This window comes from Devosia sp. Root413D1 (assembly GCF_001425235.1).
Taxonomy (GTDB): domain Bacteria; phylum Pseudomonadota; class Alphaproteobacteria; order Rhizobiales; family Devosiaceae; genus Devosia_A.
The window spans coordinates 710,973-729,461 of the sequence record NZ_LMEA01000007.1; the positions used below are offsets into that span (position 1 = coordinate 710,973).

18 protein-coding genes are annotated in these 18,489 nt (G+C 64.2%); 1 reads left to right on the forward strand and 17 read right to left on the reverse strand.

Features of this window, described 5'->3' with window-relative positions:
• Positions 1–165: 165 nt before the first annotated feature.
• The gene (locus ASC89_RS08345) at positions 166–513 is read left to right on the forward strand and encodes an MmcQ/YjbR family DNA-binding protein (RefSeq protein WP_055881619.1); all 348 of its coding nucleotides are present in this window, start codon (positions 166–168) and stop codon (positions 511–513) included.
• A gap of 133 nt (positions 514–646) precedes the next feature.
• Here the strand turns inward: ASC89_RS08345 and ASC89_RS08350 are convergent, their stop codons facing one another.
• Genes ASC89_RS08350 through ASC89_RS08430 form a run of 17 tightly spaced genes read right to left on the reverse strand, consistent with a single transcriptional unit; the run spans position 647 to position 18,432 of the window.
• Entirely contained in the window at positions 647–895 is a 249-nt protein-coding gene (locus ASC89_RS08350) for a DUF1467 family protein (protein WP_055881622.1), read from the reverse strand.
• An 8-nt stretch (positions 896–903) separates the two neighbouring features.
• On the reverse strand, positions 904–2,583 hold the full coding sequence (locus ASC89_RS08355) for a ribonuclease J (protein WP_055881625.1): 1,680 nt from the start codon (positions 2,581–2,583) through the stop codon (positions 904–906).
• A gap of 2 nt (positions 2,584–2,585) precedes the next feature.
• Positions 2,586–3,410, reverse strand: coding sequence for a biotin--[acetyl-CoA-carboxylase] ligase (locus tag ASC89_RS08360; RefSeq protein WP_055996643.1), 825 nt, complete (start codon positions 3,408–3,410; stop codon positions 2,586–2,588).
• Positions 3,410–4,855: an NADH-quinone oxidoreductase subunit NuoN gene (gene nuoN, locus ASC89_RS08365; protein ID WP_055881631.1), complete on the reverse strand. Its 1,446-nt coding sequence runs from the start codon at positions 4,853–4,855 to the stop codon at positions 3,410–3,412. The genes ASC89_RS08360 and nuoN overlap by 1 nt, the downstream gene beginning before the upstream one ends.
• A 9-nt stretch (positions 4,856–4,864) precedes the next feature.
• Complete coding sequence (locus tag ASC89_RS08370; RefSeq protein ID WP_055996646.1) at positions 4,865–6,382, reverse strand: NADH-quinone oxidoreductase subunit M; 1,518 nt, start codon at positions 6,380–6,382, stop codon at positions 4,865–4,867.
• Positions 6,379–8,445, reverse strand: a complete 2,067-nt coding sequence (gene nuoL, locus ASC89_RS08375) for an NADH-quinone oxidoreductase subunit L (protein ID WP_055996649.1) — start codon at positions 8,443–8,445, stop codon at positions 6,379–6,381. Before nuoL ends, ASC89_RS08370 begins: the two co-directional genes overlap by 4 nt.
• Positions 8,446–8,452: 7 nt before the next feature.
• Positions 8,453–8,773 carry an NADH-quinone oxidoreductase subunit NuoK gene (nuoK, locus tag ASC89_RS08380; protein WP_055881636.1) on the reverse strand — a complete coding sequence of 107 codons (321 nt, stop codon included), beginning with the start codon at positions 8,771–8,773 and terminating at the stop codon, positions 8,453–8,455.
• Positions 8,774–9,382, reverse strand: a complete 609-nt coding sequence (locus ASC89_RS08385; protein WP_055881639.1) for an NADH-quinone oxidoreductase subunit J — start codon at positions 9,380–9,382, stop codon at positions 8,774–8,776.
• 9 nt (positions 9,383–9,391) lie between these two features.
• On the reverse strand, positions 9,392–9,880 hold the full coding sequence (gene nuoI / locus ASC89_RS08390; RefSeq protein WP_055881640.1) for an NADH-quinone oxidoreductase subunit NuoI: 489 nt from the start codon (positions 9,878–9,880) through the stop codon (positions 9,392–9,394).
• A complete protein-coding gene (gene nuoH / locus ASC89_RS08395; RefSeq protein ID WP_082528229.1) occupies positions 9,880–10,977 on the reverse strand; it encodes an NADH-quinone oxidoreductase subunit NuoH in 1,098 nt (365 codons plus the stop codon). The genes nuoI and nuoH overlap by 1 nt, the downstream gene beginning before the upstream one ends.
• Before the next feature lie 9 nt (positions 10,978–10,986).
• On the reverse strand, positions 10,987–13,098 hold the full coding sequence (gene nuoG, locus ASC89_RS08400; protein WP_055996652.1) for an NADH-quinone oxidoreductase subunit NuoG: 2,112 nt from the start codon (positions 13,096–13,098) through the stop codon (positions 10,987–10,989).
• A gap of 5 nt (positions 13,099–13,103) precedes the next feature.
• The gene (gene nuoF, locus ASC89_RS08405; RefSeq protein WP_055881645.1) at positions 13,104–14,417 is read right to left on the reverse strand and encodes an NADH-quinone oxidoreductase subunit NuoF; all 1,314 of its coding nucleotides are present in this window, start codon (positions 14,415–14,417) and stop codon (positions 13,104–13,106) included.
• On the reverse strand, positions 14,417–15,691 hold the full coding sequence (nuoE, locus tag ASC89_RS08410; protein ID WP_055996656.1) for an NADH-quinone oxidoreductase subunit NuoE: 1,275 nt from the start codon (positions 15,689–15,691) through the stop codon (positions 14,417–14,419). The genes nuoF and nuoE overlap by 1 nt, the downstream gene beginning before the upstream one ends.
• The gene (locus ASC89_RS08415) at positions 15,691–16,881 is read right to left on the reverse strand and encodes an NADH-quinone oxidoreductase subunit D (protein WP_055996659.1); all 1,191 of its coding nucleotides are present in this window, start codon (positions 16,879–16,881) and stop codon (positions 15,691–15,693) included. The genes nuoE and ASC89_RS08415 overlap by 1 nt, the downstream gene beginning before the upstream one ends.
• Entirely contained in the window at positions 16,881–17,492 is a 612-nt protein-coding gene (locus tag ASC89_RS08420; RefSeq protein ID WP_055881651.1) for an NADH-quinone oxidoreductase subunit C, read from the reverse strand. Before ASC89_RS08420 ends, ASC89_RS08415 begins: the two co-directional genes overlap by 1 nt.
• 8 nt (positions 17,493–17,500) lie before the next feature.
• Positions 17,501–18,076 carry an NADH-quinone oxidoreductase subunit B family protein gene (locus ASC89_RS08425; RefSeq protein WP_055881654.1) on the reverse strand — a complete coding sequence of 192 codons (576 nt, stop codon included), beginning with the start codon at positions 18,074–18,076 and terminating at the stop codon, positions 17,501–17,503.
• Positions 18,067–18,432: an NADH-quinone oxidoreductase subunit A gene (locus ASC89_RS08430; protein ID WP_055881655.1), complete on the reverse strand. Its 366-nt coding sequence runs from the start codon at positions 18,430–18,432 to the stop codon at positions 18,067–18,069. Before ASC89_RS08430 ends, ASC89_RS08425 begins: the two co-directional genes overlap by 10 nt.
• Between the last annotated feature and the right edge of the window lie 57 nt (positions 18,433–18,489).

Here is an 18,489-nt window from a genome sequence, read left to right on the forward strand (position 1 = left end):
CCGTCGCCATAAGAACACAGGCAACCGCAAGTTGCCGGACGTCGACAACGTCAAGGGAGGAGCGTTGGCAGCCACCTAACCGTGTGCCTAAGACCAGCGTATTGTCGAGAAACTTTACAAAGCAGGGCTCCGGCCCTGCTTTTTTCATTTGCGGATGAAGAATCGATGACAACTTCTTCTGACTTCAGGGCAATTGCATTGGCGCTCGACGGCACGACCGAGGCGCCGCACTTCGATCGGCAGGCTTTCAAGGTCGCCCGCACCTACGCCACCCTCGCGGCCGACGGGCTCACCGCCAACCTGAAACTCACGCCCGACGAGCAGGAGTTCAAGGCGATGCTGGCGCCCGAGGCGTTCGTACCGATCGACAATGGCTGGGGTCGCCAGGGCTGGACCACGGCGATACTGGCAAGGCTGTCAGCCGAGGAGCTGAAGGCCGCGCTGGAGATGGCCTATGCGCATGCGCTGCCGAAGGTGAAGACGAGGAAGAGAACGAAGACAAAGGGAAGCTAGCCCCCTCCTCACCCACCGGCTGTCATCCCAACGAAAGCTGGGACCCATCTATCCACCTGCGCGGGCTGCGAGTTGGGTCCCAGCTTTCGCTGGGATGACACTGAGTGCGTGGAAACCGTGTGCCCGCCCCAGCCTACCGCCAGTATTCCTGCAGCCACGGGGCGGTCAGCCCCCACAGCAGCAACCCGGTGACAACAGCCGCGAGCACGGTGGTGATCAGCAGCTTTGGCCACAACCGGAGAATTCCCGCCGGCGCCCCGCGCTCCGTCCCCTCGATCCACTCGCCCGCGTCGACCTGGTTGCGCACCTTGAACGGCAGCACCAGGAACAGGCAGATCCACCAGGTGACGAAGAAGATCGCGAGGAACGTTCCGACTTGCATGGCGAGCCTCAGACTCGGTGTACGAACACCGTTACATTGGGTTTGCGGCCCCAGTAGGACGAAACCTCGCTGCGGACCGCCCGCTGCAGCGCCGTGTTGACCAGCTCAGGGTCATTGCGGCGCTTGGGCGGAATCGACTTGAGCGTACCTGTTACCGCACGACGGACGAGATCGGGCAGCGACTCATCGTCATCCTCAACATCCGGCAGACCTTCGATCACCGTTTCCGGTCCGGCCAGCACCTGGCCCGAAGCATTGACGCAGAGGCTGACCACGATATGGCCGCCGAAGCTGAGCCGGCGGCGCCCCTTCACGCCGCTCTCCTCGGGCGTGCAGAGCACGTTGCCGTCGAGATAGAGCTGACCGACGCGAATCTCGCCGGGGAATTGCGTGGTGTTCGGGAACAGCCGCACCATGTCGCCGTTGCGAGCGTGAACGACCGTCTCGATGCCATGCTGCCGGCCGAGCAGCGCATGCGCCTCGAGATGCGCAGCCTCGCCATGTACCGGCACCAGCACTTCGGGCTTGATCAGGTCGTAGAGCCGCTTCAGCTCCTCGCGGCGCGGGTGGCCGGTGGTGTGCACCAGCCCGTGCGTCTGGGTGATGACGTCGACGCCGCGGTCGATCAGCATGTTCTGGATGTCGATGACTTCGCGCTCGTTGCCCGGGATCGCCCAGGACGAGAAGATTACCCGGTCGCCGGCATTGAGCGAAATCTCAGGGTGCTCCTCGCGGGCAATGCGAGCGATGGCGGCGCGCGCCTCGCCCTGGCTGCCGGTGCACAGCAGCACCACCTTGGAGCGCGGCAGCGACTTGTACTCGTTCTGGTCGAGGAACGGATCGATCCCCTCCAGCATACCGAGTTCGCGCGCGATGCCGCTGATCCGGTGCAGCGCCCTGCCCGACATCACCACCTTGCGGCCGGCCTTCTGCGCGGCGCGGGCCACCGAAATCACCCGGCCGACATTGGAGGCGAAGGTGGTGACGGCGACGCGGTGCGTCGACGAAGCAATCAGCGCCTCGAGCGTCGACGCGACCTCGTCCTCGGACGGGCTGGTGCCGTCCTTCATCGCGTTGGTGGAATCGCAGATCAGCGCAATCGGGGTCGAACGGTCCTCACCGATCCGGGCGAAGCGGCCGACATCGGTCGGCGGGCCGCCCACCGGGTGCGGGTCGAGCTTCCAGTCGCCGGTATGGATGACCCGACCGACCGGCGTGGTGATCAGGAGCGCACAGCTCTCGGGGATCGAGTGGGCGACGTTGATCGCCTCGATGGTGAAGGGGCCGACGGTGAAGGGCTTGCCCACCCGCATCGGCTTCACTTCGATATCCTCGACGATGCCCTCGGACTCTCGCTTGGCGCTCAGCATCGCCTCAGTGAAGGCGGTGGCATAGACCGGCCGATCGAACGCCGGCCACAGGTCGAGCACGGCGCCGTAGTGGTCTTCGTGGCTATGGGTGAGGATCAGCGCCAGGATGTCGTCGGCATTCTCCTCGAGGAAGGCCGGATCGGGCAGGATCAGCTCGACCCCCGGCTCCTGCGGTCCGGCGAAGGTGACGCCGCAATCGACCACGATCCACTTGCGGCCGCGCTCCGGCCCGAAGCCGTAAGCGCCCATGTTCATGCCGATCTCGCCCACGCCGCCTAGCGGCACGAACACGAGCTCATCGGGTCTCGGCTTTGCCATGATCAGTTCCTAACGCTTGCGGTCGTGCCGAAATGCACATCACCGGCGGTGATGGCAATTCGGCTGTTGTCATTGGCGCGAACGATCAGTCGTCCGCTCTCGTCGATTGTTTCAAAAATGCCGCGCACGATGTCGCCATCGCGGTTCACCGCGACTTCGGCGCCGATCCCGGCGGCCGAACGGCGCCACAGCTCAAGCACCTGGGTCACGCCCCTACCCCGGTCCCAGAGTTCCACGGCATCGACCCAGGCATCCGACAGCGCGCCGAACACGGTCTCTGCCGAAGTATCGAGCCCGAGGGCGCGCAGCGACGTTGCCGGGTATGGCAGGCCCTCGGGGGCCTCGACCACATTGACGCCGATGCCGACCACGATGGCCATGCTGCCATCGGGGCGCTTGTGCGCTTCGAGCAGAATGCCGGCGAGCTTGGCGCCGTCGGCCAGTACGTCATTGGGCCACTTGAGCGCGATGCGTCCGTTGGCCATGTCGGCGCCGTCAATGCCGGTTCTCAGCAGGCCAGCTGGCACGATACCAGCAAGAGCCTGGTTCAGCGACACGCCGGCAACGAAGCCGAGCGTCGCGGCAATCGCCGGATCGACATCGGGAACCACCAGCAGGCTGGCGGCAAGGTTGCCGTGTGGCGATTGCCACGGTCGGCCGCGCCGGCCGCGACCGGCGCTCTGCTGCAATGCGCAGAACCAGACATCGCCGATATCACCGGCCTGGGCAGCCCTCGCCGCCTCGGTCGAGGTCGAACCGACGCTGTCGAAGCCGTTCAGCCTGTAGCCGCGGGAGACCGCCCTGGACCCAAGCCAGAATCCTGCCACTAGAACAGGCTTCCGGCCGCAATACTGGCAGCCGCGGTCAGCGGCGAACCCACCGTGACGAAATAGGTGACGATCAGGAAGCCGATGCCGGCCATGACCACGTTCAATTCGCCCGGCACGGCGGCAAATTGCGCCACCGGCTCGTCGAAATACATCACCTTGACGATCCGCAGGTAATAGAACGCGCTCACCGCCGAAGCGAGGACGCCGATCACCGCGAGGATGAACAGGTTCTGTTCGACCGCGGCGAGGAACACCTGCCACTTGGCGAAGAACCCGGCCAGCGGCGGCAGCCCGATCAGCGAGAACATCAGGATGGCGATGATGGCGGCGACGAACGGCCGCTTCTGCGCCAGCCCGGCAAGCTCGGAAATCGTCTCGACCGGGCCGTTCTCGGTCCTGAGCGCCAGCACGCAGGCAAAAATGCCCACCGTCATGGCGATGTAGATCGCCATATAGACGGCAACGCCCTCGACGCCGGCCTCAGTGCCGGAAGAAAGGCCAACCAGCGCGAAGCCGACATGGCCGATCGATGAATAGGCCAGGAGGCGCTTGAGGTTGTTCTGCCCGATCGCGGCGAAGGCGGCGAGCACCATCGAGGCGATGGAGAGGAAGATGACGATCTGCTGCCAATCATGGGTGATCGGCGCGAAGCTGACCGTGGTGACGCGGATGAACAGCGCCATCGCCGCAACCTTCGGAGCAGCCGCAAAGAACGCGGTGACCGGGGTGGGCGCGCCTTCGTAGACGTCCGGCGTCCACATATGGAACGGCACGGCCGAGATCTTGAAGGCGATACCGGCGAGCAGGAACACCATGCCGAAAATCAGGCCGATCGAGCGGCTGTCGAGCGTGATGGCGGCGACGATCTGGTCGATCTGCGTCGTGCCGGTGAAGCCATAGACCAGCGAGGCGCCATAGAGCAGCATGCCGGACGACAGCGCACCGAGCACGAAATACTTGATGCCGGCCTCGGTGGCCTTCTTGTCTTCGCGCTTCATCGCCGCGACGACATAGAGCGCCAGGCTCTGCAGCTCGAGGCCGATATAGAGGCTCATCAGATCATTGGCCGAAACCATGATCATCATGCCCAGCGTCGCCAGCAGCACCAGCACGGCGTACTCGAACTTGTCGATGCCGTGCTCCTTGCTGTTCGACAGCGAGATCAGCAGCGTCGCCGCCGCACCGCCCAGCACCAGCGCCTTCATGTAGCGGGCAAAGCCGTCGACGATGAACACGCCGTTGAACAGCACACCGGTCGCCGGCTGCAGCAGCAGCACCGCCAGCACCACGAGGAGCAGCACGATGGCGACGATCGACACCGCCGTCGAGCTGATGCCCTTCCAGAACAGCGAGACCAGCAGCACCACGATGGCGCCTACGGCCAGCAGCAGTTCCGGATAGGCGGGGGCGAGCGAAGCGAAGCTCGTGACGTCGGACAGCATGCCCGTCTCCTAATGGCCGGTCGCCGCGGCAACCGCTTGCGGTGCGGCACCAATGGCGTTGGCGAAGTTTTCCGCGACGAGGTTCACCGAGGCGGCAGTCGCATCGAGGATCGGGGCGGGATAGAAGCCGAAGAGAATGGTGAGGAGCACCAGCGGCACCAGCACGATGGCTTCGCGCCGGTCGAGATCGAGAATGCCCTTTAGCGATTCCTTGGTGAAGGCGCCGAAGATCACCCGGCGATAGAGCCAGAGCGCATAGGCTGCCGACAGGATCACGCCGAACGCCGCAAAGAACGCCACCCAGGTATTGGCCTGGAAGGCCGCCAGCATGGTGAGGAATTCACCGACGAAGCCCGAGGTGCCCGGCAGGCCGACATTGGCCATGGTGAACACCATGAACACCACGGCGTAGCGCGGCATCGGCGACACCAGCCCACCATAGGCATCGATCTCACGCGTGTGCATCCGGTCGTAGACCACGCCGACGCAGAAGAAGAGCGCGGCCGAGACGATACCGTGCGAGATCATCTGGAAGATCGCGCCGTGGATGCCGTAGATGTTGCCGGTGAAGATACCCATCGTCACGAAGCCCATATGGGCAACCGACGAATAGGCGATCAGCTTCTTGATATCGGTCTGCACCAGCGCGACGAGCGAGGTGATGATGATCGCCGCGATCGACAGGACGAACACGAAGTTCGCGAACTGGTGCGAGGCATCAGGGAACATCGAGATCGAGAAGCGGATGAAGCCGTAGCCGCCAAGCTTCAGGAGGATCGCGGCCAGGATCACCGAGCCTCCCGTCGGCGCTTCGACGTGCGCTTCCGGCAGCCAGCGGTGGAACGGCCACATCGGCATCTTCACCGCGAACGAGGCGAAGAAACCGATCCACAGCCAGGTCTGCACCTCGGGCGGGAACTTGAAGGTCAGGAGCTTGGCGATATCGAGTGTGCCGGCCTGCCAGTACATCGCCATGATGGCGATCAGCATCAGCACCGTGCCGGTGAAGCTGTAAAAGAAGAACTTGTAGGTCGCCTGGATGCGCCGCGCCCCGCCCCAGATACCGATGATCAGGAACATCGGGATCAGCGTGCCCTCGAAGAACACGTAGAACATCGCCAGATCGAGCGTCGCGAAGGCGCCGATCATGAACGTCTCGAGGATCAGGAAGACGATCAGGTACTCCTTCACCCGCTTGGTGATGGAGCCAAAGCTCGAGAGGATCACGGCAGGCATCAGTACCGCGGTCAGCGGGATGAACAGCACCGAGATGCCGTCGACGCCCATGCGGTAGCCGATCGAGTCGCTGAACGCCCACACTTCAACGAACTGGAAGCCGGTATTCGATGCGTCGAACAGGTACCAGAGCCAGAGGCTGAGGGCAGCCGTCAGCAGCGTCACGCCGAGCGCGATATAGCGCGCCAGGTTGTTGGCAGCCTCGTCGCGACCGCCGACGAACAGCAGCAGCAGCGCGCCCGCCGTCGGCAGGAAAGTGATGAACGTCAGAAGGTGGTCACTGAAGATCATCCAAGAAGTCCCCCGGCGGCGATGGCCCAGGTGAGCAGCGCCGCGATACCGATAAGCATGGCGAAAGCATAGTGATAGAGGTAGCCGGACTGCAGCTTCACCACCTTGCCGGTGATGTCCTTGACGCGATTGCCAAGGCCCTCGGTGATGGTCTTGTCGATCAGCATGTCGTCAAAACCCTTCCACAGGGCATTGCCCAGCCAGAGCGCCGGCTTGACGAAGATGCGGTCGTAGAGCTCGTCGAAATACCACTTGTTCAAGAGGAACAGGTAGAGCCCCGGGTTGGAGTGCGCCAGCCGCTTCGGCGCCGCCGGATCGCGGATGTACATCTGGTAGGCCGCGGCAAAGCCGAGCACCATGGCGATGGTCGCCGACCACTTCACCCAGATCGGCACGCCGTGTGCGGCCTCGAGCAGCTCTTCGGAGACGACGAGCGAGCCCTGGAAGAAATGCTCGATATGCTCGGCATGGCCGAAGAACAGATCGTTGAACACCACGCCCGCCAGCACCGCACCGGCGGCCAGCACGTAGAGCGGCACCAGCATGACATTGGGGCTCTCATGCGCGTTGTCATAGGCGCTGCCGTGATGCCCGTGATCGTCGTGCGCGTGGTCGGCATGGGCATGGTCATCATGCGCCGCGTGCGCACCGTGCCCGTGATGCTGGCCACGCGGCTCGCCGTGGAAGGTCAGGTGGATCAGGCGCCACGAGTAGAAGCTGGTGAACATGGCCGCGATCACCAGGGCCCAGAAGCCGATGTAACCGGTCGAACCACCCGCCGCGTAAGCGACTTCGATGATGCCGTCTTTCGAGAAGAACCCGGCGAAGCCCAGCGGTGTGCCCGGGATGCCGACGCCGGTGAGTGCCAGCGTGCCGATGATCATCATCCAGTAGGTGATCGGGATCTTCTTCCTGAGCCCACCCATGTTCCGCATGTCCTGCTCATGGTGCATCGCGTGGATGACCGAGCCGGCGCCCAGGAACAGCAGCGCCTTGAAGAAGGCGTGGGTGAAGAGGTGGAAGATACCCACCGAATAGACCCCTGCCCCCAGCGCCACGAACATGTAGCCGAGCTGCGAACAGGTCGAATAGGCGATGACACGCTTGATGTCGTTCTGCACCAGGCCAACCGTCGCCGCGAAGAATGCGGTCAGCGCGCCGACCAGCATGACCACGGTCATGGCGAGCTCGGAGGCTTCGAACAGCGGCGAGAAGCGGGCCACCATGAACACGCCGGCCGTCACCATGGTCGCGGCATGGATCAGCGCCGACACGGGGGTCGGGCCTTCCATGGCGTCCGGCAGCCAGGTGTGAAGCAGGAACTGCGCCGACTTGCCCATGGCGCCCATGAACAGCAGCAGACACACCACGGTCATGGCGTGCAGATCCCAGCTGAGGAAGCGGACGGTCAGGTCCTTGTTCGCCTCGACCGCATGGAAGGCGCCGTCGAAATCCAGATGTCCGAGCACCACGAAGGCCGCAAAGATGCCGAGCGCAAAGCCGAAGTCGCCGACGCGGTTGACGACGAACGCCTTCATCGCCGCCGCATTGGCCGAAGGCCGCGTGTACCAGAAGCCGATCAGCAGATACGACGCGAGACCCACGCCTTCCCAGCCGAAGAACATCTGCAGGAAGTTGTCGGCGGTCACCAGCATCAGCATGGCGAAGGTGAACAGCGACAGGTAGGCGAAGAACCGCGAACGGTGCGGATCATCGGCCATGTAGCCGATCGAATAGAGGTGGACGAGGCTCGAAACGGTGGTCACCACCACCAGCATCACCGCGGTCAGCGTATCGACACGCAGCACCCAGCGCAGGTCGAGCGCACCGGAGACGATCCAGCGCATCACTTCGACCTTGGTCGCGGCATGCTCGGCGCCGTGTGCGCCTTCGACCGCTGCCGGCGCGAACCAGTACTGGGCGAAGACGATCCAGCTCAACACGGCGGCGGCGATCAGCAGCCCGGTGGTGATGTACTCGCTGGTGCGGTGACCGATGATGCGGCCCAGCAAACCCGCGATCAGGGCCCCGACGAGCGGGAAGAATACAATGGCCTGGATCACTTTGCGGTCAGCCCTTCAGCGAGTTGACGTCTTCCACGGCGATGGAGCCGCGGTTGCGATAGAAGATGACGAGGATGGCGAGACCGATCGCCGCTTCGGCGGCGGCGACCGTGAGGATCAACAGCGCAAACACCTGTCCGGCGAGGTCGCCCAGCTGCGACGAGAACGCCACGAAGTTGATGTTCACTGCCAGGAGGATCAGTTCCACCGACATCAGGATGACGATGATGTTCTTCCTGTTGAGGAAGATCCCGAACACGCCCAGCGTGAAAAGGATCGCCCCGACGGTCAGGTAGTGCCCGAGCCCGATGCCTGTTGCTGCCAGCATTTAGAGCCCCTGCCCCGATTTGACCTTGACCAGTTCCGTGCCTTCCGAGCGCTTGCGCCCGGTCTGGCGGAACACATCCTGCCGCTTGACGTTCGACTTGTGCCGCAGCGTCAGGACGATCGCGCCGATCATGGCGACCAGCAGCACGCCGGCAGCGCCCTGGAACAGGAAGACGTAGCGCGTGTAGAGCAACTGCCCGATGGCGCGGGTATTGTCGATCGCCGCATCCATCGGCACCGCGGCCACCGCCCCGCCATCGACCGGCAGCACAAAACTCCCCGCCACCAGCAGCAGCTCGAGCAAGAGGATCACGCCGACCACCACGCCCACCGGCGCGTATTGCAGCATGCCCTGGCGCAGCGAGGCGAAATCGACATCGAGCATCATGGTGACGAACAGGAACAGCACCGCGACCGCGCCGACATAGACGACGATCAGGATCAACGCCAGGAACTCGGCCCCGGCCAGCATGAACAGGCCGGCCGAATTGACGAACGCCAGGATCAGGAACAGCACCGAGTGCACGGGATTGCGCGCCGCGATCACCATCAGCGCCGAAGCGACGGTGATGACCGAGAACACATAAAAGAAGAACAGCGGCAGCGTCATCTCGATCCCTTACCGGTACGGCGCGTCGGCGGCGAGGTTGGCCGCGATCTCGCGCTCCCAACGGTCGCCATTGGCGAGCAGCTTCTCTTTCGAGAAATACAGCTCCTCGCGCGTTTCGGTCGCGAACTCGAAGTTCGGCCCTTCGACGATCGCGTCGACCGGGCAAGCTTCCTGGCAGAAGCCGCAATAGATGCACTTCACCATGTCGATGTCATAGCGCACCGTCCGGCGGGTACCGTCGTTCTGGCGCGGGCCGGCCTCGATGGTGATGGCCTGCGCTGGGCAGATCGCTTCGCAGAGCTTGCAGGCGATGCAGCGCTCTTCGCCGTTGGGATAGCGGCGCAGCGCGTGCTCGCCGCGGAAGCGTGGCGAATATGGGATCTTCTCGAACGGGTAGTTCACCGTCTTCTTGGGTGCGAAGAAGTACTTCATCGCGAGGAAGAAGGCGCCGACGAACTCACGCAGCAGCAGGCCGTTGAGGAACTGGGCGAAACGCATCAGACGGACCCTCCGTGCCAGCCCCAGCCGGTGAGCTGGAGAACCGCGGCGACGACGACCACCATGAGCAGCGAGATCGGCAGGAAAACCTTCCAGCCGATACGCATCAGCTGGTCATAGCGGTAGCGCGGCACGATCGCCTTGGCCATCGCGAACATGAAAAACACCAGGCAGAGCTTGAGGACGAACCAGACCACACCAGGGATCCAGGTGAACGGCGGCAGGTCGATCGGCGCCGCCCAGCCCCCGAGGAACAGGATCGTCGTCATGCAGCACATCAGGATGATGGCGATGTACTCGCCGAGCATGAACAGCAGGTACGGGGTCGAGGAGTACTCGACCATGTAGCCGGCCACCAGCTCGGATTCACCTTCCGGCAGGTCGAACGGCGGGCGGTTAGTTTCCGCCAGGGCCGAGACGTAGAAGATCACGAACATCGGGAACAGCGGCAGCCAGTACCAGTTCAGGACACTGAGCCACGGCACGCCGAGCATATGCGCGATGCCACCCGACTGCTGCGCCACCACGATATCGGTGAGGTTCAGCGAGCCGACCACCAGCAGCACCGTGATGATCACGAGGCCGATCGAGACTTCGTACGACACCATCTGCGCTGCCGAACGGAGCGCACCGAGGAAGGCGTACTTCGAGTTCGAAGCCCAGCCGCCCATGATGATGCCGTATACGCCCAGCGACGAGATGGCGAAGATGTAGAGGATGCCGACATTGATGTTGGCCAGTGCCCACCCCTTGTCGAAGGGGATCACGGCATAGGCCGAGAGCGCCAGGATGGAGGTCACCAGCGGCGCCAGGATGAACAGCACCTTGTCCGAACTTGCCGGAATTACAGGCTCTTTGAGGACGAACTTCAACAAGTCCGCGAAGCTCTGCAACAGCCCGAACGGGCCGACGACGTTGGGGCCGCGACGCTGTTGCACCGCCGCCCAGATCTTGCGGTCGGCGAGCAGGATATACGCGGTGAACAACAGCAGCGCGATGAGCAGCAGCAGCCCCTTGTAGATGAAGCCGACCTGTTCACCCCACCCGAAGATCGGGATACCGAGCAGGTAGTCCAGCGCTGAAACAACGAAATCCATCTGGGCCCCTTACTCTGCTGCCTGCCGGAGACCGGCCTGCAGCGCGGCGCATTCGCCCATCGTCGCGGACGACCGCGCGATCGGGTTGGTGAGGTAGAAGTCGGCAACCGGTGAGGTGAAGGTCGCGGACTTGGTCTTGATCGCGGCGCCGGCGAGCTTCTTCACATCGGCCAGCGAACCCTGGGCGATCTGGTCGAGCCGCGCCAGGTGCGGGAACTCGGCATAGATCGCGGCGCGCAACTGGCTGAGCGAGTTGAACGGCAGCGGCTGGCCGAGCACGGCGCTGAGCGCCCGGAAAATCGCCCAGTCTTCCTTCGCCTCGCCCGGCGGGAACACGGCGCGCTCGGCGAGCTGCACGCGACCCTCGGTGTTGACATAGGTGCCCGACTTCTCGGTGTAGGCGGCAGACGGCAGGATCACGTCGGCGCGGTGTGCGCCGGCATCGCCATGCGTGCCGACATAGACGACGAACGCTTTGCCCATCGCCGAGGTGTCGTACTCATCGGCACCGAGCAGGAACAGCACGTCGAGCTCGCCCTTGCCGGCAAGGCCGATCTGGTCGGCCGAACAGACGCCGCCGTCATGCGGCACGAAACCGATATCGAGGCCGCCGACGCGACCGGCGGCATTGTGCAGCAGCGCGAGGCCATTCCAGTCTTCCGCGGCGCCCGAGCCGGTGGCCAGCTTGGCCGCCATGGCGAGGACGTCACGGCCGATCTGCTTGGAATGCGCGGCGCCATGCGACACGGCGCCCTCGCCCACGATGATCAGCGGACGCACAGCCTTCGACAGGATCTCGCCGAAGCTGCCCTTGCGCGCCACGAGGTCGGCCAGCGCCGACAGCCCGTTGCCCAGGTACTCGTACTTGTAGGTGAGGTCCGCATTGTCGCCGATCACCGCGATCGGGGTATTCTTTGCACGCCAGGCCTTGCGGATGCGCGCGTTGACCAGCGCCGCTTCCTTGCGCGGGTTCGAGCCGATGATCAGGATCGCATCGGCCTCTTCGATGCCCGCAATGGTCGGGTTGAAGATATAGGCCGAGCGCGGCATCGATGGGTCGATCCCCGACATTGCCGGACGGCAATCGGTCATGCCCGAGCCGAGCGAGCTCATCAGCGCCTTGAGGGCATACATGTCCTCGACGGCCGCCAGGTCGCCGGCAATGGCGCCGACCTTGTTGCCGCCGCCCGAAGCTTTGATCGCCTTGGCGATGGCGGCAAACGCCTCATCCCACGACGCCGGCTTCAGCTTGCCGCCGGAGCGAACATAGGGGCGATCGAGGCGCTGGCTCTTGAGGCCATCCCAGATGAAGCGGGTCTTGTCCGAAATCCACTCTTCGTTGATCGCCTCGTTGACGCGCGGCAGGATGCGCATCACTTCGCGGCCACGGCTGTCGACGCGGATGTTGGAGCCGACCGCGTCCATCACGTCGATGGTCTCGGTCTTCACCAGCTCCCACGGACGCGCATGGAACGCGTAGGGCTTACTGGTGAGCGCACCCACCGGGCAGAGGTCGATGACGTTGCCCTGCAGCTCGCTGGTCAGCGCCTGCTCGAGATACGAGGTGATCTCGGCGTCTTCACCGCGGCCGAGCAGGCCCATCTCGGTGATGCCGGCAACCTCGGTGGTGAAACGGACGCAGCGCGTGCAGTGAATGCAACGGTTCATCTCGGTCTTCACCAGCGGCCCGAGATACTTGTCCTCGACGGCGCGCTTGTTCTCGGCGAAGCGGTTCTTGTCCACGCCATAGGCCATGGCCTGGTCCTGCAGGTCGCACTCGCCACCCTGGTCGCAGATCGGGCAATCCAGCGGGTGGTTGATGAGCAGGAATTCCATCACCCCTTCGCGGGCCTTCTTGACCATCGGGGTGTTGGTGAACATCTCCGGCGGCTCGCCGTTCGGGCCGGGACGCAGGTCCTTGACCGACATGGCGCAGCTGGCCTGCGGCTTGGGCGGGCCACCCTTCACCTCGACGAGGCACATGCGGCAATTGCCCGCCACCGACAGGCGCTCGTGGTAGCAGAAGCGCGGGATTTCCGCGCCGGCTGCTTCCGCGGCTTGCATCAGGGTGTAGTAATCGGGGACCTCGACGAGCGTACCGTCGACTTTGATGCTGGCCATTGGCCTTACTCCGCCGCGATCGAGGGCACGGCGCCCTCGCTGGTCGAGGACCAGGTGTATTGGTCGATCCGCGCCTCGATGACGTCGCGGAAGTTGCGGATCAGGCCCTGCACCGGCCAGGCCGCCGCATCGCCGAGCGCACAGATGGTGTGCCCTTCGATCTGCTTGGTCACATCGAACAGCATGTCGATTTCGCGCTTCTGGGCGCGGCCTTCGACCATGCGTTCCATGACACGCATCATCCAGCCGGTGCCTTCACGGCACGGCGTGCACTGGCCGCAGCTCTCATGCTTGAAGAACGCCTGGATGCGCCAGATCGCCTTGATGATGTCGGCCGACTTGTCGAGCACGATCATGCCGCCGGTGCCGAACGAGGACTTCTTCTCGCGCAGCCCGTCGAAATCCATGATCGCGGTGCGCATGTCTTCGCCGCGCACCACCGGGCAGGACGCGCCGCCGGGGATCACCGCGAGCAGGTTATCCCAGCCGCCGCGGATGCCGCCGCAATGCTTTTCGATCAGCTCTTCGAAGGTGCAGCCCATCGCATCCTCGAACACCGCCGGCTTGTTGACGTGGCCCGAGGCCATGAACAGCTTGGTACCGGTATTGTTGGGCCGGCCGATGCCGCCGAACCAGGCGCCGCCGCGGCGCAGGATCTCAGGCACCACGGCAATGGATTCGACGTTGTTCACCGTGGTCGGGTTGCCGTAGACGCCCATCGCCGCCGGGAACGGCGGCTTCAGGCGCGGCTGGCCCTTCTTGCCCTCGAGCGACTCCATCAGCGCGGTTTCTTCGCCGCAGATGTAGGCGCCGGCGCCGTGATGGACCACGATCTCGAAGTCCCAGCCATGCACGTTGTTCTTGCCGATCAGCTTGGCGTCATAGGCCTGCTGCACGGCGGCTTCGAAATTCTGCCGCTCGCGGATGAACTCGCCGCGGATGTAGACATAGGCGATGTGTGCGCCCATGGCGCGGCCGGCGAGCAGGCACCCTTCGATCAGGTGATGCGGGTCGTGGCGCAGGATCTCGCGGTCCTTGCAGGTGCCAGGCTCGGACTCGTCGGCATTGACGAGGAGCTGGCTCGGACGGCCGTCATTGACGCCTTCCTTGGGCATGAAGGTCCATTTGAGCGCAGTCGGGAAACCGGCGCCGCCACGGCCACGCAGGCCCGAACCCTTGACCTCGTTGACGATCCAGTCGCGACCGTTGTCGATGAACTTCTTGGTATCGACCCAGCCGCCACGCGCCCGGGCGCCTTCGAGGCCCCAGTCGCCAGTGCCGTAGAGATTGGTGAAGATGCGATCCTGGTCAGCGAGCATCAGCGCGGGTCCTTCCCGAACACCTTGCGATATTCCTCGACGCCGCCCTTAGCGAGCGCCTTGGCCTGCTTGATCCACTCATCGCGGGCCACCCGGCCCGGGAATGCGAGGTGATCTTCGAGCTTTGCGATATCGGCCTTCTTCAGCCCCGCCACCTGGGCCCAGGTGGTGATGCCGATGGCATTGAGCTTGCCCTCGAGCACCGGGCCGACGCCCGAGATCAGCTTGAGGTCATCCGGCGTGCCGGCAGGCGCCTGGAACAGTTTGGCGCCGCCATCCTCGCTCGGCGACACCGCGGTCGCCGGCGCGGGTGCGCGCTTGGCCTTGGTGTCGGTCTTACCGGCATCGATCTTGCCGGCCGGCGATTCCGCGCCGGTGGCCGTCTCGCGCATCGCCCTGTTGGGTGTGCCGTCGGCCTTGGCCGCCTTGTTGGCGGCCTTGCGCTCGGCTTCGGCGGTCGCCGTCGAGACCTTCTCGGGCGACGGCGACTTCAGGGCCGGCGCCGTCTCTTCCGTCGTGGTGTTCTTGCGTCCGGCAGCGGTCGGCGCAGCGGCGGCAGGAGCGGGCGCAGCGGCGGCGGGAGCCGCAGGAGCCGCGGCGCCCGGAGCAGTCGCGGGAGCGGCCGGCGGCGGCGGGAACGGCTTGTAGGTGCGCTTGGCGGTCGGCTTTTCGAGCAGCGTCGTCTGGCCACCCTCGGCAGCCGCGAACTGACGGGCGACCTGCGGGCCGGGCTTCACATCGCTGCCCTTGCCGGCGGCAAACTTGTCGAGGATCGCCTCAAAGCTCTCGACCGTCAGGTCTTCGTAGGTGTCGCTGCCCACCATCACCAGCGGCGCATTCACGCAGGCGCCAAGGCACTCAACCTCTTCCCAGCTGAGGGTACCCTCGGCATTGGTCTCGAACGGGTTGTGGTTGATGCGGCGCTCGCAGATATGGCGGATGTCCTCGGCGCCACGCAGCATGCACGGCGTCGTGCCGCACACCTGGATGTGGGCGCGGGTGCCGACCGGCTGCAGCAGGAACTGCGTGTAGAAGGTCGCGACTTCCAGCACCCGGATATAGGGCATCTCGAGCAGCTTGCCGACCGCTTCGATCGCGGCGCGGCTAACCCAACCCTGCTGCTCCTGGGCGCGGAACAGCACCGGAATCACGGCCGACTGCTGACGGCCCGGCGGATACTCCGCCATCTTCTTTTCGGCCCAGGCCTGGTTTTCCTTCGTGAAGGCGAAGGTAGTCGGCTGGACGGCCTCATCTGCTAAACGGCGGACGGACATTACCGATCGACCTCACCAAACACGATATCGAGCGAACCGAGGATAGCGGCGACGTCGGCCAGCATGTGTCCCCGGCAGAGGAAATCCATTGCCTGCAGGTGCGCAAAGCCCGGCGCGCGGATCTTGCAGCGGTATGGCTTGTTGGTGCCGTCGCTGACCAGGTAGACGCCGAACTCGCCCTTGGGCGCTTCGACTGCGGCATACACCTCACCGGCCGGCACCTTGTAGCCTTCGGTGTAAAGCTTGAAGTGATGGATCAGTGCTTCCATCGACTGCTTCATCTCGCCGCGCTTGGGCGGCACCACCTTGCCGTCGGTCGAGGCGACGGGCCCCTGCCCTTCGGGCGAATTCAACAGGTCGAGCACCTGCTTCATGATCCGGATCGACTGGCGCATCTCGTCCATGCGGACCAGGTAACGGTCGTAGCAATCACCGTTCTTGCCGATCGACACGTCGAACTCGAGCCGGTCGTAGCACTCATAGGGCTGCGACTTGCGCAGGTCCCAGGCATCGCCCGAGCCGCGCACCATCACGCCGGAAAAGCCCCACTTCCATGCATCTTCCGCCGACACCACGCCGATATCGGCGTTGCGCTGCATGTAGATGCGGTTGCCGGTGAGCAGTTTCTCGAGGTTGTCGAGCACCAGCAGGAACGGGTCGCAGAACGCGCCGATATCGTCGATCAGCGCCTGCGGCAGATCCTGGTGCACGCCACCCGGACGGAAATAGGCCGCATGCATGCGGCTGCCCGAGGCGCGCTCGTAGAAGATCATCAGCTTCTCGCGCTCGTCGAACCCCCATAGCGGCGGGGTCAGCGCGCCGACGTCCATCGCCTGCGTCGTGCAGTTGAGCATGTGCGACAACAGCCGGCCGATCTCGGCATAAAGCACGCGGATCAGCTGGCCACGCAGCGGCACTTCGATGCCGAGCAGCTTTTCGACTGCGAGGCAGAAGGCATGCTCCTGATTCATCGGCGCGACATAGTCGAGCCGGTCGAAATACGGCACGGCCTGCAGGTACGTCTTGGTCTCGATCAGCTTCTCGGTACCGCGATGCAGCAGCCCGATATGCGGATCGACGCGCTCGACCACTTCGCCGTCGAGCTCGAGGATGAGGCGGAGCACACCGTGGGCGGAGGGATGGATCGGCCCAAAGTTGATGGTGAAGTTTCTTACATCGACTTCGGACATCAGTTCTTCGCCTTCTCGTCGCCGGGCAGCACGTAATCCGTACCCTCCCACGGTGACAGATAATCGAACTGCCGGAATTCCTGCGGCAGCTTCACCGGCTCATAGACGACGCGCTTGCGCTCTTCGTCGTAGCGGACTTCGACGTAACCGGTGGTCGGGAAATCCTTGCGCAGCGGATAGCCGTCAAAGCCATAGTCGGTCAGCAGCCGGCGGAGGTCCGGGTGGCCGGTGAACAGGATGCCGAACAGATCGTAGGTCTCGCGCTCGAACCAGTCGGCACCCGGGAACAGGCCGGTGATCGACTGCACCGGCTGGGTGTCGTCGGTGGAGAGCTTCAGCCGCACGCGCAGGTTCTGCTTGGGGCTCAGGAGGTGGTAGACCACGTCGAAGCGCTCTGCGCGCTCCGGATAGTCCACCCCGCACACGTCGGTGATACCGGCAAACGCCTCGTGATCGTGCAGGAACGTCGCGACATCGATGATCGCGTCGCGCTGCACCGAGAGCGTCAGTTCGCCGTAAGCCAGCTTGTGGTCGATGATTTTTTCGCCGAGCGCGTTGCGAGCGCGTTCAGCGAGCGCCGCGAGCGGTGAAGGAATGGGGCCGTCAGTCATGGCCGGTCCTAACGTTCGATCGTGCCGGTGCGGCGGATTTTCTTCTGCAGCAACAGGATGCCGTAGAGCAGTGCCTCGGCGGTCGGCGGGCAGCCCGGAACATAGATGTCGACGGGCATGACGCGATCGCAGCCGCGCACCACAGAGTACGAATAGTGATAGTAGCCGCCGCCATTGGCGCAGCTGCCCATCGAGATGACGTAGCGCGGCTCCGGCATCTGGTCGTAGACCTTGCGCAGCGCCGGGGCCATCTTGTTGGTCAGCGTACCGGCGACGATCAGCACGTCCGCCTGGCGCGGCGAGGCGCGCGGCGCAGTGCCGAATCGCTCGATGTCGTAGCGCGGCATCGACATCTGGATCATTTCCACGGCGCAGCAGGCGAGGCCGGTCTGCATCCACATCAGCGAGCCGGTGCGTGCCCAGGTGATCAGCTGCGACGCTGTCGAAACCAGGAAGCCCTTGTCGGCGAGCTCGGCATTCACATCCGCCATGAACGGATCGTCGGCGCCGATCGGCTTGTTGGTGCGTGGGTCGATCAGGCCCTTGGGCTGCGGCGCGACCAGCGTCTGTTCACTCAATCCCATTCCAGCGCGCCCTTCTTCCATTCGTAGATGAAGCCGATAGTCAGCACGCCAAGGAAGATCATGACTGACCAGAAGCCGAACCAGCCGACATCACGGAACGCCACGGCCCAGGGGAACAGCAGCGCCACTTCGAGATCGAAGACGATGAACAGGATCGACACCAGGTAGAAGCGCACATCGAACTTCATGCGCGCATCGTCGAACGCTTCAAAACCCGCTTCAAACGCCGACACCTTCTCGGGGTCGGGCCGCTTGTAGGCAACGATGAAGGGGGCAACCATGAGGGCCAGGCCGATAACGGCAGCCAGACCGACGAATATGATGATCGGCAGGTAGTTGCTGAGCAACTCGTTCATTGTGCAGCCTAATGGTCGGGCCGGCTGGAGTGGCCGGCTCGCGCGGCCAGACGGGCA

Excerpts from the sequence above, each read along its gene's own strand:
- ASC89_RS08345 (WP_055881619.1), top strand. The coding sequence starts at position 166 with ATGACAACTTCTTCTGACTTCAGGGCAATTGCATTGGCGCTCGACGGC.
- ASC89_RS08350 (WP_055881622.1), bottom strand. The coding sequence starts at position 895 with ATGCAAGTCGGAACGTTCCTCGCGATCTTCTTCGTCACCTGGTGGATC.
- ASC89_RS08355 (WP_055881625.1), bottom strand. The coding sequence starts at position 2,583 with ATGGCAAAGCCGAGACCCGATGAGCTCGTGTTCGTGCCGCTAGGCGGC.
- nuoN (WP_055881631.1), bottom strand. The coding sequence starts at position 4,855 with ATGCTGTCCGACGTCACGAGCTTCGCTTCGCTCGCCCCCGCCTATCCG.
- ASC89_RS08370 (WP_055996646.1), bottom strand. The coding sequence starts at position 6,382 with ATGATCTTCAGTGACCACCTTCTGACGTTCATCACTTTCCTGCCGACG.
- nuoK (WP_055881636.1), bottom strand. The coding sequence starts at position 8,773 with ATGCTGGCAGCAACAGGCATCGGGCTCGGGCACTACCTGACCGTCGGG.
- ASC89_RS08385 (WP_055881639.1), bottom strand. The coding sequence starts at position 9,382 with ATGACGCTGCCGCTGTTCTTCTTTTATGTGTTCTCGGTCATCACCGTC.
- nuoI (WP_055881640.1), bottom strand. The coding sequence starts at position 9,880 with ATGCGTTTCGCCCAGTTCCTCAACGGCCTGCTGCTGCGTGAGTTCGTC.
- nuoH (WP_082528229.1), bottom strand. The coding sequence starts at position 10,977 with ATGGATTTCGTTGTTTCAGCGCTGGACTACCTGCTCGGTATCCCGATC.
- nuoG (WP_055996652.1), bottom strand. The coding sequence starts at position 13,098 with ATGGCCAGCATCAAAGTCGACGGTACGCTCGTCGAGGTCCCCGATTAC.
- nuoF (WP_055881645.1), bottom strand. The coding sequence starts at position 14,417 with ATGCTCGCTGACCAGGATCGCATCTTCACCAATCTCTACGGCACTGGC.
- nuoE (WP_055996656.1), bottom strand. The coding sequence starts at position 15,691 with ATGTCCGTCCGCCGTTTAGCAGATGAGGCCGTCCAGCCGACTACCTTC.
- ASC89_RS08415 (WP_055996659.1), bottom strand. The coding sequence starts at position 16,881 with ATGTCCGAAGTCGATGTAAGAAACTTCACCATCAACTTTGGGCCGATC.
- ASC89_RS08420 (WP_055881651.1), bottom strand. The coding sequence starts at position 17,492 with ATGACTGACGGCCCCATTCCTTCACCGCTCGCGGCGCTCGCTGAACGC.
- ASC89_RS08425 (WP_055881654.1), bottom strand. The coding sequence starts at position 18,076 with ATGGGATTGAGTGAACAGACGCTGGTCGCGCCGCAGCCCAAGGGCCTG.
- ASC89_RS08430 (WP_055881655.1), bottom strand. The coding sequence starts at position 18,432 with ATGAACGAGTTGCTCAGCAACTACCTGCCGATCATCATATTCGTCGGT.